Source organism: Paenibacillus sp. RC334 (genome assembly GCF_030034735.1).
In the GTDB taxonomy this organism is placed as follows: domain Bacteria; phylum Bacillota; class Bacilli; order Paenibacillales; family Paenibacillaceae; genus Paenibacillus; species Paenibacillus terrae_A.
Map to the genome: position 1 here is coordinate 1,469,547 of NZ_CP125370.1, position 12,682 is coordinate 1,482,228.

Annotated in this window: 15 protein-coding genes and 1 pseudogene; 8 read left to right on the forward strand and 8 right to left on the reverse strand. The window is 46.0% G+C overall.

Annotated elements, in window-relative coordinates:
- Window positions 1-5 precede the first annotated feature (5 nt).
- Window positions 6-353 (forward strand): hypothetical protein, encoded by a 348-nt coding sequence (locus QMK20_RS06935; RefSeq protein ID WP_283655145.1) that lies wholly within the window; start codon window positions 6-8, stop codon window positions 351-353.
- A gap of 88 nt (window positions 354-441) precedes the next feature.
- Window positions 442-1,401, forward strand: coding sequence for a sigma-70 family RNA polymerase sigma factor (locus tag QMK20_RS06940; RefSeq protein ID WP_283655146.1), 960 nt, complete (start codon window positions 442-444; stop codon window positions 1,399-1,401).
- Window positions 1,402-1,518: 117 nt separating this feature from the next.
- On the opposite strand, the gene QMK20_RS06945 is transcribed toward QMK20_RS06940, so the two are convergent.
- Both QMK20_RS06945 and QMK20_RS06950 read right to left on the reverse strand, forming a co-directional pair.
- Window positions 1,519-2,607, reverse strand: a complete 1,089-nt coding sequence (locus QMK20_RS06945) for a M24 family metallopeptidase (protein ID WP_283655147.1) — start codon at window positions 2,605-2,607, stop codon at window positions 1,519-1,521.
- Between the two features lie 79 nt (window positions 2,608-2,686).
- Window positions 2,687-3,121, reverse strand: a complete 435-nt coding sequence (locus QMK20_RS06950; RefSeq protein WP_481857713.1) for an MBL fold metallo-hydrolase — start codon at window positions 3,119-3,121, stop codon at window positions 2,687-2,689.
- 175 nt (window positions 3,122-3,296) lie between these two features.
- On the opposite strand from QMK20_RS06950, the gene QMK20_RS06955 reads away from it, so the two are divergent.
- Window positions 3,297-3,818 carry a GNAT family N-acetyltransferase gene (locus QMK20_RS06955; protein WP_283655148.1) on the forward strand — a complete coding sequence of 174 codons (522 nt, stop codon included), beginning with the start codon at window positions 3,297-3,299 and terminating at the stop codon, window positions 3,816-3,818.
- Window positions 3,819-3,952: 134 nt separating this feature from the next.
- Here QMK20_RS06955 and QMK20_RS06960 read toward each other — a convergent pair whose 3' ends face one another.
- From QMK20_RS06960 to QMK20_RS06970, 3 genes and pseudogenes are all read right to left on the reverse strand, one after another.
- Complete coding sequence (locus tag QMK20_RS06960; RefSeq protein ID WP_283655149.1) at window positions 3,953-4,387, reverse strand: threonine/serine exporter family protein; 435 nt, start codon at window positions 4,385-4,387, stop codon at window positions 3,953-3,955.
- A gap of 20 nt (window positions 4,388-4,407) precedes the next feature.
- Window positions 4,408-5,162 (reverse strand): annotated as a pseudogene (locus tag QMK20_RS06965) (threonine/serine exporter family protein).
- Window positions 5,163-5,273: 111 nt separating this feature from the next.
- Window positions 5,274-6,131 (reverse strand): hypothetical protein, encoded by an 858-nt coding sequence (locus QMK20_RS06970; RefSeq protein ID WP_014280484.1) that lies wholly within the window; start codon window positions 6,129-6,131, stop codon window positions 5,274-5,276.
- 410 nt (window positions 6,132-6,541) lie between these two features.
- On the opposite strand from QMK20_RS06970, the gene QMK20_RS06975 reads away from it, so the two are divergent.
- Window positions 6,542-7,276, forward strand: coding sequence for an HAD family hydrolase (locus QMK20_RS06975; RefSeq protein ID WP_283655150.1), 735 nt, complete (start codon window positions 6,542-6,544; stop codon window positions 7,274-7,276).
- A 42-nt stretch (window positions 7,277-7,318) separates the two neighbouring features.
- Window positions 7,319-7,999, forward strand: a complete 681-nt coding sequence (locus QMK20_RS06980; protein WP_283655151.1) for a protein kinase family protein — start codon at window positions 7,319-7,321, stop codon at window positions 7,997-7,999.
- Between the two features lie 108 nt (window positions 8,000-8,107).
- On the opposite strand, the gene QMK20_RS06985 is transcribed toward QMK20_RS06980, so the two are convergent.
- The 3 genes from QMK20_RS06985 to QMK20_RS06995 all read right to left on the reverse strand — a co-directional run bounded on the left by QMK20_RS06985 (window position 8,108) and on the right by QMK20_RS06995 (window position 10,937).
- A complete protein-coding gene (locus QMK20_RS06985; RefSeq protein ID WP_283655152.1) occupies window positions 8,108-9,526 on the reverse strand; it encodes an NAD-dependent malic enzyme in 1,419 nt (472 codons plus the stop codon).
- A 270-nt stretch (window positions 9,527-9,796) separates the two neighbouring features.
- The gene (gene speD / locus QMK20_RS06990; RefSeq protein ID WP_283655153.1) at window positions 9,797-10,603 is read right to left on the reverse strand and encodes an adenosylmethionine decarboxylase; all 807 of its coding nucleotides are present in this window, start codon (window positions 10,601-10,603) and stop codon (window positions 9,797-9,799) included.
- Window positions 10,604-10,616: 13 nt separating this feature from the next.
- A complete protein-coding gene (locus QMK20_RS06995; RefSeq protein WP_283656363.1) occupies window positions 10,617-10,937 on the reverse strand; it encodes a hypothetical protein in 321 nt (106 codons plus the stop codon).
- Between the two features lie 267 nt (window positions 10,938-11,204).
- On the opposite strand from QMK20_RS06995, the gene QMK20_RS07000 reads away from it, so the two are divergent.
- The 3 genes from QMK20_RS07000 (at window position 11,205) to QMK20_RS07010 (ending at window position 12,652) form a co-directional block, all read left to right on the forward strand.
- Window positions 11,205-11,342, forward strand: a complete 138-nt coding sequence (locus tag QMK20_RS07000; protein ID WP_283655154.1) for a hypothetical protein — start codon at window positions 11,205-11,207, stop codon at window positions 11,340-11,342.
- 27 nt (window positions 11,343-11,369) lie between these two features.
- Window positions 11,370-11,609 (forward strand): helix-turn-helix domain-containing protein, encoded by a 240-nt coding sequence (locus QMK20_RS07005; protein ID WP_283655155.1) that lies wholly within the window; start codon window positions 11,370-11,372, stop codon window positions 11,607-11,609.
- A 194-nt stretch (window positions 11,610-11,803) separates the two neighbouring features.
- Complete coding sequence (locus tag QMK20_RS07010; protein WP_283655156.1) at window positions 11,804-12,652, forward strand: hypothetical protein; 849 nt, start codon at window positions 11,804-11,806, stop codon at window positions 12,650-12,652.
- Window positions 12,653-12,682 lie beyond the last annotated feature (30 nt).

Genomic DNA, 12,682 nt, shown 5'->3' on the forward strand with positions numbered 1-12,682 from the left:
ATGATATGAATCATATGAACAACAACATGTATCAGCAAGATGGGGAAGATTCTGATTCAGTAGAATTTATACAAATTATTAGCAAAATTCAGAGAGTTGTCAAAGAGAATAAGGAGCTTAAAAGGAAAAATCATCATCTGATTTCCCAAAATAGACAACTTGCGGCCCGTAATCAATTGCTCGAATTGCAAATGAATGAATATACGTCTTTGGTTCAGGAAATGGAGCAGCAGTTCCTTACCCAGCACGAGTATGTGTTGGATTCAATGCAAACTAACCAAACGCGTTCAAAGAATTTTTTATTCTTGGATGATTCCGGTCATACGTATCTCATTAACTATTCAGATAAATAAATTCTAAAAAGGTAGACCGACTACTGGAGTGTGAGCGTGATCAATGTAGAAGGAAATTCATTATGCTGGTATTTCCAGAAAATACGGGGTGAACGGATTGCTCAGTGATACGTATATACAATTAAGAAAACCTGCTGTGAAGGATATGCATAATATAAAGCTGATCTGTGCGTGTAAAGAGGACAAAGACCTTCTTGGGGAATTTCTTCAAGAGAATCGGAAATTTATGTTTTCGATTATTATGCGATATAGGGGAAGTATAGAAGAGCTAAAAATGAAATTCAAGGTTACTGAAGATGACTTATACCAACATGCATGTATAGGATTACTAACGGCACTCAAGGATTTTGATATTCATCGAGGAATTAAATTTACTACGTATGTAGTAAGACCAATTTTATGGGAGGTTAATCAGTTATTATATAGCAACTCTCAAGAGGTAAGACTTAGTCGGGGAGCTATTGATATGATCCGAAGGATGGTAGAGATAGAAGATGCACTAGGCTACAGGCCGAGTGAGCAAAAAATGGCGAAGCTACTTCAAGTTCCTATAGAACGTTACAGAGAAGTTGCCCAATTCAGTGATGCAATGGAACATTTTGATTCAATAGATAACTTCGAAGCTACAGACAACTCACAAAATAACATGGATGAACATGTGATTAATAAGGTTTATGTTCAACAACTGTTATGTAGTTCTCTGTTTACAGAACATGAAAAAACGGTGATGCACTTAATTATGAAAGGAGCTAATAACTCCCAGATATCTGAAATACTCCACGTATACCCCATGACAATCACCAGGACGTTAGCACGCATCAGGAAAAAAATAGATAAACACAAACAGGATACTGAGAATATCCAAATTGAAGCTCAATCAAAATACAGAGAAGAAATTAACTTAATTGTAGAGATGAGTAAAGAACATAAACAAGTCTTGAATGTTACAGACATTACAGATGTACTTAAAATATCCGGCTATGATATTTCAAAGTATTCAAAACGTGTTCTTTACTATATCCGCAAAAAAGCAAAATTAGCTATATAAAGTATAGCAAAGTTAAACGCAAATCACAACTGCTCTCGATCGATATTAGAATCAAGAGGGTAAAAAAAGCCCATGCAGTTTTCAGCATGAGCTTTAAAGCGAAAAAAGATATCAAACCTATCCCAGTACCGTTAGCTCTTTCGGAAAAGAGGTCAGTACTTCTACGCCGTCAGAGGTGACCAGAACGTCATCTTCAATCCGCACACCGCCGAGGCCTGGCACGTAGATGCCGGGTTCTATGGTGAACACGAAGCCCTCATGAAGCAGGTCTTCATTGCCGCCATGCACAGACGGATATTCGTGAACGCTCATGCCAAGGCCGTGTCCAACCCGATGGTTAAAGGCGGGACCATACCCGGCAGCTTCTACAACTGCACGTGCTGCCTGGTCTACCGACGCGCAGGATACACCCGGACGAATGGCGGCAATACCAGCCTCGTTTGAGCGGAGTACCGTCTGATAAATCGTCTCCAGCTCAGCTGACAGCTTGCCAAAAGCAAAAGTACGCGTAATGTCTGAGGCGTAACCGTCTGAATATACGCCCATATCAAACATGAGCAGATCGCCGTGTTCCAGCTTGCGGGTACCAGGAACACCATGAGGCAGCGCTGTTTTGGGTCCAGATAGTACCGTAGTGTCAAAGGACGGGCCATCTGCGCCGATTTTCTTCATCTGGTATTCAATTTCGGCTACCAGCTCGACTTCTGTCACGCCTTCACGCACATGGGTCAGGCCGTGGCGAAGCGCGTCCTCTACCAATTGTGCGGCATGTTTCAGACGCCGTACTTCCTCAGGTGTTTTTCTTACGCGCATATCCTGAAGCACGGGACCGAGATCCACATATTGAGCCGCACCAATGGCAGTATGTAGCTGCTCGTAGCGGAGTACAGAGACGTGTTCCTTTTCCAAGGCGAACACCTTCACCCCGGTATCTGTGCGCTGGCGCAGCAGATCATATGGATTATCCGTATCTGTGTGGGTGGAGATGCGAGTCACGGAAGAAGCAGCGTGGGCCGCCTCTGCATCCAGTGCAGGCACGATCAGTTCAGGCTCCTCGTCCCGAAGCAGTACCAAGCCAAGAAATCGCTCATGCGGCTCACTGGCAAAGCCAGTCAGGTAGTAAATGTGCTTGGGATCGGTAACGAGCAATCCGTCCCATGACTGTGACTTCAATTTATCATACAGCCGGGTTATTTTATCATTCATACAGAATCATCCCTTTCTATTCATGGATTCATTATAACGCTTATTGCATGAGCATTTTACATAAATCCCAAGAGCGATTTTAAATCAGCGCTATAATAGATCGAAACGGTTTAGTTCGTCTATATAGTGTACATTTAAGCGTTGAGAATCGAATTATGAAAAATCCTTGTTTATAAGGAAGATGCTCACCGTCCTCAAGGGCATGGGCAAAGCGCAAGTCCGGCAAGCGGCGGATCATATCCTCTGCTTGCTGTTTGAGTGTATTATCCAACTGATTGATTCGTTCCGGTGTCAGCTTCACAAACGGCCGATCCCCTGTCATATAAGGAATATCATCCTTATGAGCCAATAGAGCGGTATTCGGTAGCAAGTCCAGTAGTGCATGAACATTACCGATATGATCAATGTCCTGATGCGTTAAAATAATTCGCTTCAGGTGGCTGATATCCTCTCCCACATCTGCAATAGCCTTGCGCAATGGTTCCAACTGAATCCCGTGAACTCCGAAGCACACCTCCTATCTCCTATTGTTAAATGGGCCGACCAAGCTTTGAAGCTTTTGTTTTTCTTCAAGCTTTATTATAAAACCCTTTGTATCCGAACCGCAAAAATAACAACTTAATATGGCTGTTCAGGTGCTTGTCTTGTACAATGAAATAAATCAACATAGCAGGAGGCGGGTACAAACGATGAATAGGGACCAATCTTTTTCCATTGAATTTGCGCGCAGGGAGGATCTTCCGGCTATTGTGGGCATTTATAATTCCACCATTGCAGGACGAATGGTAACGGCAGATTTGGAGCCCGTGACAGTGGAGAGCCGTATCCCATGGTTTGAGGCTCATCAAGAAGACCATCGACCTTTGTGGGTTCTGAGACATAAAGAGACGATTGCAGGGTGGGCCAGCCTTCAGTCTTTTTACGGACGTCCAGCTTATAACGGTACGGCGGAAATCAGTATTTATGTCCATGAAGATTCTCGTGGAACTGGAGCAGGAAGTCGTATGGTGCAACACGTACTGAATGCATGCCCTGGGCTTGGAATTACGACGCTGTTGGGGTTTGTATTCGGTCACAACGAGCCGAGTATCGCCTTGCTGCGGAAATTCGGTTTTGAGCAATGGGGTTATTATCCGCGTGTTGCGCTGCTGGACAGCATAGAGCGGGATCTGGCTATTCTGGGTAAACGAGTGGATGTTGAGGATAAATAGACGAACAAACATTGTTTATAAAGTGGAACATGAAAAAAAGCTGCATCCAAAATGTTCTGCGCACTACAATCGTGCGTGGTTTTGGAAGCAGCCTTTTTATGTTGTGAAAAAAAGATGTTGCCTATCCCCTTCGTTTAACGCTGCGGTTTAAAACGGATGTTGCGAAAAATTTGATTGAGCACCTCGGACAGCACCAAACCGACAGCAATGGCACCTGCGATCATCAGCGTACTCATAGCTAGCTCCAGTGCCTGAGGATAATTATGTTGTACAAACTGTCGCATCGCATTGTAGGCCATTCCCCCCGGGACGAGCGGAATCATGCCTGCCACGCTGAAAATAATAACGGGCATTTTGTACAGTCTGGCAAAGCTCTGGCTGATGATTCCGATTAGAACCGTTGCCAACAGGCTGGCGCTCACGGGTCCCATGCTGTCTGTAGTCCAATAATAGACGAGCCAGCCCAACATGCCGACGAAGCCGCATTGTAGCAGTGAATGTCGGGGAGCATGGAAAAGAATGCCGAAAGCAGCGGTAGCAATAAAGCTTGTGAATAATTGTGCAAGCATAAACTTGGATCTCCTCCGAATCACATATACGAAATGATAACCGCAACGCCAGCCCCAATGCCAAAGGACGTCAAGCAAGCATCAGCACCCTTGGATATGCCCGAAACGAGGTGTCCGGCCATCAAATCCCGAATGGCATTAGTAATTAATAAGCCTGGCACCAACGGCATAACGGAGCCAATAATGATTTTGTCCATCATCTGGCCCCAGCCTGTAACTGTCAGTAAGGCCGCCAACAAGCCGATTAAAAAAGAGGCAGAAAACTCTGAGAAAAACTTAACTTTAACGAGTCTGTGAAAATATTGCACAGCCGCGAAGCCAGCCCCGCCACAGAGAACGGCTGCAGGGAAGTCTCGCCAGACCCCGCCAAACATAATCATAAAGCAGCCGCTCGCCAATGCCGCAGCCATCAGCTGCACGCGATTGGAATAGCGGAGCGGACCACGTTCAATCTTGGACAGCTCCATAACTGCTGCGCGGGGTGACAGGTCATCCCGACTTATTTTACGTGAAATCGCGTTAACCTCTACTACCTTGTGCAAGTCGGTGGTCCGCTCCACAATCCGGATCAGCTTGGCAGGCTCCGAGTCGTTAATGGCAAAAAAATCCCGGTCGGTGTCACATAGCTATGGGACTGGGATATGCCGTAGGCTAAGGCAATGCGGGACATCGTATCTTCGACACGATAGGTTTCGGCTCCATTTTGCATCATGAGCTTGCCAGCCAGCAGACAAACCTCGATGATCTCAGGGGTAGGATGGGAATGATTATTCATGCTCGCTCTCTTTCATTCGTACCGGGCCGTTTGGCCGTATTATTTGTATATATTGTAGCACAAATAACCGCCCTTTCAGAGGCGGTTGTGTGGGAAATAAGAAGGAATCCGTCAAGATTCCATCGTATCGGGAATAACTGTATAGTAGGACTCTTCCAAATGTGTTGCAGCCTCAGACAAACCCATGGATCTAAGCTGTCCTGCTACAAAAACACGAAGGGCAGAATGGGTGAACAGATGGCGTGTTTGAGCATCCCGGATAAAGGCCAATCTCGCTTCACGCGAAGCGTTGCGAAACAAATCACGTACTGTTTCACCTTGTTTATCCCAATGAAAGGGCTCTGCGACGCTTAAAAGAGCACTCTTCATAGAGGAACGCTGTTTTGCGGAAGAAGGAAATGCCGGAATGCCCAAGCCGTTCAGTGTAGGGGCAGCTTCGTTTTGCTTGCGCTCGGTTCGCAAACTGTCGATGTAGGCAGCCATATCCTGAATCGGTTGAACACCGAAGCGCTCCCGAAAGGATTCCCGCACAAACGCAGTGCGTTCATCTACGGCCTGAGGCGGCCGATGTCCTGTATGTCCTGTATAATCCTGTCCACTAGCGTAGTAGCGCTTTAATGAACTGTTCTCTGTATAAACAACACTTAAAAAATCCTGCAAGTGGCGGGCAACCACCCATACACCTGTCCAGTCAACAGGGGATATGCACACAATGGGGGCCTGCGAAAGATCCTTTACAAGTCCAAAATCCGTTAAAAAGCCGTAATGTATTCCGTCCACGCCTGCGTGGGCAAAGGGAATCACATCCGGTGGTGTAGCCATATATCGTGGCGCGCGGCCATGCTCCATAATCAATCCCAAATCAAAACTCAGAGAATGCCGGTTCGCTTCAAGCTCCTGTTCAAATTCTATAATTGCCTCAATCAAAGGTGTAGCTGATCCGTAGGCAGGGTTAGAACCGGAAATCATCGTGTATGCCTCCTTATCCAAGTACATCCATAAAGCGTTCGTCCCTAAAAGGTACGTGATTTTACACGAAATGTAAACCTGTATGCTGAATCTTTTCAAAAATGTGACCTTTTACCCGTGTGTTATGGAATAAACCGCTTTCGGGGTAAAACAGGACGAGATACCTATTTAGATAAGTACAGAAGTAAAGGGAGTTTGTGAAAAAGATGTCTTTTCAGTTTATGACCGTCACGGTGAAGTGTGAATGCGGGAATGGATACAAATAATTGCTACAAATTACAGATCAAACTACAGATCAGAGCTATGGATGGCGAAGGAGTAAGGTGCAACGTATCGGGTCAGCGGGTATAATATCAGGACAAGGTGAGGATGGACGTCATCCAATGATTTTTACAGAAAGAAGTGGGTATATGAACTTGCACAAGAAGGCCGTATTTTTTGATGTGGATGATACAATGTACGATCATTTGCACCCTACTCGCGATGCGTTGCGTACAGTATTAGGATTGAGTGAGCGTTTTCCTTATGAAGAGGCCTATAATCGTATTCGCTATTACAGTGATGTGTTATCAGCCAAAGGAGGACTATTGGAGGGGAAAGCGGGGCAGGATGAGCTGGAGGATATGAGGGAAGGCCGTTTTGTTCTGGCTTTACAGGAATTTGGGGTGAATATTACCCGTGAGCAGGCAGTGGATATCCAAAAAGAGTACTTGGATCGCCAGTATCGGATTGAGCCTTTCGAGGGAGCTACATCGTTAATGGACGAGTTGAGCTCGGCTGGATATCTGGTTGGCTTGATTACGAATGGTCTCGAAGATCACCAGATGAGCAAAATCAGGGCCATGGCGCTGGAAAATCATATTGCGGCAGAGCATATTTTTGTATCCGGAACGGTTGGCTATGCCAAGCCTGATCCACGTATCTTCGAAGTAGTGAACGAACGGACAGGGACTCTGGCGGAGCATTGCTGCTATATTGGGGATTCCTGGCGTAATGACGTGGCGGGAGCTGTAGCGGCGAATTGGCGGGTCATCTGGTTCAATCACAGAAAGGTTGCCCCGGAGTCTGAGGTAGTGGGAGTCTATGAAACAGCGGCAAGCTATTCAGAGTTGAAAAAATTACTGCTGTATCCGACATATGTCTAACTTCATTCAAATGGTTTAGAACAGAGAAGGAAGGGATCGCGCATGGTTGAACAATGGAGGCAGGCAGACGAAATCATAAGTCAAGTGACTGTTTACAGTACCGAGGATAATGATCCGGTTACGATTAAAACAGTCTCCCAAGACGTCCGTTGTATTGGCATCGGGACGGATGCGGCCGTATTTACGCTCGATATGTTGCCCGGCTACGCGTTCAAGGTGTACTCAGACATGGCGATCGAGAAGAAGGATGCGGAGGCCGACGTATACGAGCGTTTGCGGGGATCCGATTTTTTTCCACATTATTACGGGAAAGGTGACAAGTATATTGTCATAAGCTATGAATCAGGTATTACGCTTCTGGATTGTCTGCTGCAAGGCATTTCGGTGCCGGAGCAAGTCATTCTGGACGTGGAAGAGGCGAGGGAGTTTGTCCGATCCAAGGGGCTGAATCCCCGTGATATTCATCTCAAAAATGTACTGATGCAAGATGGACGCGCCAAGGTATTGGACGTATCCGAATACGTGAAGGAGGGCGATGACAAGCGCTGGGAGCATCTGGTGTGGGCGTATCATACGTTTTACTCAGGTATCTCGGAGGTTAAAGTTCCGTCATGGATTCTGGATACGATTAAAAAATGGTACTACAAGCTGGACAACTCCAGCTTTAATCTGGAGGAGTTCGCTCAACGCGCCAGCCAACTGTTTTCCAAATGGAAGTCATAATGGAAGGAAGTCTTGATCTTCTTATAAAAAAAGGATTGCACCCGTATTAGGGAGCAATCCTTTTTGGCACGTTACCAGACATGTCTTACGGAATAGGCAGATTCTCTTTTACCTGAAATCCCGAGGTACTCTTCTGGCGGTTCCGCTCTCAATCGCAGCCCGAATGACCTTCTCACGCACCCGCTGAACGGCATTCTCGTTAAATACGCCGGGGATGATATACAGCTTATTTAATTCTTCGGGGCGGATCGTACTCGCAATGGCTTCTGCTGCCGCAAGCTTCATTTCTTCGTTAATTTCACGGGCGCGACAGTCGAGCGCCGCGCGGAATATGCCGGGAAAGCAAAGCACGTTGTTGATCTGGTTAGGGTAGTCTGAACGTCCGGTGGCAATGACACCTGCGATGTCTTCGACATCCTCGGGGGCAATTTCGGGAACCGGGTTAGCCATGGTGAACAGCACTGGAGCCTCGTTCATGCGTTTTACGTCTTCCCGTTGGAGTAGCCCGCCTGCCGATAGACCGATAAACACGTCAGCACCTTTCAGAACCTCGGACAGCGTGCCTGATAACCGTTCGGGGTTAGTATGCTGTGCGTACCAGTTCCACACCGGATGATCGTACGTTTCATCAGCTGTAATGGCTCCGTGGCGATCTACACCAATGATGTTAACGGCACCCGCAGATAGCAAAATTTTAGTGCAGGCTACACCCGCAGCTCCGATACCGCAGACGACGATTTTCACATCAGACAGCGCTTTGCCGACGACCTTGAGTGCATTGATCAGCCCTGCGTACAAGACAACAGCAGTGCCGTGCTGATCATCATGAAAAACAGGAATGTCCAGCTCCTGACGCAGCCGCTGCTCAATTTCAAAGCAGCGAGGTGATGAAATATCCTCCAGATTAATACCGCCGAAAGCTGGAGCGATTTGCTTGATCGCCTTGATGATTTCCTCAGTGTCCTGTGTGTCCAGACAAATCGGGAAAGCATCGACGGACCCGAGCTGCTTGAACAGCATGGCTTTGCCTTCCATGACCGGCATAGCCGCGTAGGGGCCGATATTGCCCAAGCCCAGGACAGCACTTCCGTCCGAGACGACAGCAACGGTGTTACGTTTGATCGTCAAACGGAAGGCTTTGTCCGGCTCCTCATGAATCGCCATGCACACGCGTGCTACATCTGGAGTGTACACCCGGGACAAGTCGTCGCGATTCTGAATCGGAACCTTGGGCTGCATTTCAATTTTACCTCCAAGGTGCAGCAGAAAGGTCCGGTCAGAGATGGACAGTACCTTCACGCCTTGCGCTTTTTTAATCCGGGTAATCATTCGGTCAATTTCGGCCGGGTCGGCAATGGTAACCGTAATATCCCGCACGGTGACCTTTTCAGAGGTGCGAATGACGTCAATCGCAATAACATCCCCGCCATGTTCGTTGACCAGCGTAATCAATTGACCAAATTGGATGTGCTCGGTGGAAATTTCCAGTCGTAAAATGATATTTTTACCGCCAATACCGCCTTGCATACAAATTCCTCCTTTGTGTTCCATAACAAAATTAGTAGGATCAATTGATTGCGCTTACAATCGAAAGCGTGCCTAAGAGGTGAATTTATATTTCAAATTAGTGGATTCTTTCCCTATCATAGTGAACAATCTCCCACTTGTACAGATAAAGCTGAATCAAATCTCTCATTTTGCATCAAAAAAGGACAAAAGCCCGGCTCTGTTTTAGCTCCATAGCTATTGTCCTTTTCTAATGGATAACATATAGTCCATCCTGCTGCTCCCATCCCGCTACGTCATATTTTTGCCATAATAAATTTCATCCATTTCTGTTTTAAGACGGGCGGCTATGTTTTGCTGCTCGTTCCCGCTCAGACTTTTCTTCGTATAGCCGAATAGATAATTGTCCAGATCGAATTGTTTCAGCTTGCATTTAGTGTGGAAAATGTATTCCTGATACACGTTCACGTCTATCATGTCATACTGGTTGCGCACTTCGTCGGGAATATAATTTTGAATGGAGGCGATGTCATGGTCGATGAACAGCTTATGCCCATTCGTATCACGTGTAAAGCCGCGTACCCGATAATCAATCGTCATAATATCTGTGTCGAAGGAATGAATCAAATAATGGAGTGCCTTGAGCGGGGAGATTTCCCCACAGGTAGAGACGTCAATATCGGCTCGGAACGTGCTGATTCCCTCGTCGGGGTGATATTCCGGGTAGGTGTGGACAGTGATATGGCTTTTATCCAACTGTATAACGACAGAATCGGGCAGAGGGCCGGGTGATTCGGCGTAGGATTCTGTAGGCACCTCCACGATAGGACCTTCCGATATAAGCATGGTCACACTGGCTCCTTGAGGAACATAGTCCTGCTGGGCTACGTTGAGCACATGAGCCTCGATGATATCGGACACATTTTTTAAAATGGCAGTCAGCCGATCCGCATTGTATTGTTCGTCAATATATTCGATATAGGCTTCGCGTTCTTCCCTTGTTTTGGTGTAACAAATATCGTACATGTTGAAGCTCAGCGATTTGGTCAGATTGTTAAACCCGTGCAAGGTAATCCGCTGTTCCGGTGTCATGGTCATGGGCTATTTCCCCTTAATAGTTGCAGTATTCATACATAATGTTCCCATCACTTCTTTTCATATACCCATTCATATACTCCATCCTGTAGCTAGGATTAATGTACCCATAACTTGGAATCAACGTCCACGTACGCCATGTTCTGTTCATAGTTCCATCTGTAAACACCTCGATTCGATAATGACGTACCAATTCGGGCATAACTTCAAAAGGGGTGCGATGATGATGGAGATTGATTAAATCCTCGTTAACGTCATCATTAAAGGTACAATGAATCTCCCGAACCGTTTTTTTCGGCAGCCGCAGTCCACCGGATCGCATTGTCCATTCCAGCACCGCACTGGCTTTCACATATCCGTGAAGTTCTGAGCTGGAGCAGACAGCCTGCGCGAGTCCACACGCAAGGCAGTAAGACTGCTGGACGCTGTTACCTGAGCGAGCTTTGTTTTGACATGCACGGAAACATCATGCGTATATACTTTATTTCATGTTTAGCTAATTTTTAGTAACAGGATTTATAATGTGAAAGCAGATGGATAGAACGCTTTGTGGATATTTGGCGCACAGTCAGTAGGACATGGAAAATGAAGGCGGTAAACGCCCATGTTCGGAGTCCACATTCATCAGCATGTATATTGGAAGCAGAAACAATCTTTTCAGTTGGTGCTCGATACGGATGTGCACTGGATTGCCTATGTAATTGAAGAAGGAAAGTTTGCCTATACTATTAAGGAACACTAGGGGAGGCAAATACCAGGTGCATCTCGTTTGGGGTTAAGTCCGGTGCAATTCCCGAGGAGTTTTCAGACGGCGGTGGACTTGACACCCATCCGGTATGTGACCACACTGCGTCTTGAGAAGGCCCAGACTTTATTGCTGGAGACAGAATATACGCTTGATGATATTGCGGGAAAATGCGGATATCTGAACGGATTTTATTTTAGTCGGGTTTTTTCAGCCAGAAAGCACATGTCACCTTCACAATACCGCAAGCTTAACCGAATATGATTATAGACTTGCAAGGAAAGTGACTTTGGGCATTGCGTAAAATGAGAAAAGAAACTTCAGCTAAAAGCAAGCGTATAATAAAATAAACGTAAGAAGCTAAGAATTATGAAGTTAAAATGAATTTGATAGCAAAAAGAATTTCACAATCCCATCCCATGCTACACTGAAAGTAAAATGGCGAAAGGAGTTTCAAGATGCTGGCTTTGTCCGATCCGGCCTGGGCTCTGCTCCAAGGCCCCTATGGTTCCTCTCAATACGTCCCGGAGATGTTGAAGCAGCTCCAAGCCGGATATGACGGCGAAATAGCTGACACCTTGTATTGGGAGGAACTGTATCACCAAAATACGTTATATACTTGTACCTTCGCAGCTGTACCGTACCTCGTCGATATTGCGTTAAGCAGCTCTGATACAAGTATTCGTGCGGATATTTATAATATTTGCGGAATATTCGAAGCCAAAAATGTTAATCCCTTACATACAAAAGTTCCGTTGGAATTTGCAAGGGATCAGGTAGAATTGGATGCAGATCTGGCTGAATATATATATGAACAATACCAGCAAGCTATTGTCCGGCTTACAGGATTGACCGAGGAAATGGTGTTGTATGCTAAGGACCACGAAGGAGATGTTGGCAAGCGTTATGTTTTGGCTGCGGGGGCTGCCTTTCAGGGTTATCGATGTGTAGCTTTTATGCTGCAAAGCTTTGATACTGGTGATGAATATACGCTGGATTGTCCGCATTGCGGAACTCCGCTCTATATTTGGCCTCTTGAACAAAGTGATGTCCTGGTGGTTTACGATAAAGATCCGGTAAACTCAAAAAACCTGGTTCCCCATTCGATCCAACCCGGCTCATTGGACCATAAAGGCTCTAATCTACAATGGCTATATCAATATGCCCAAAAAATTGAAGAGAACAACCTTTTGGCCCATTTACCCTATTTAAACGGTCGGCTGAATTGCCCCATTTGCAATACATCGATCTCCATTTGGGACGAGCTGATGAAAACAGCTAATGGTGTCCGAAAGCATACCGCTTAATGAATAAAAAAGGGAGCTGTATCATACAGC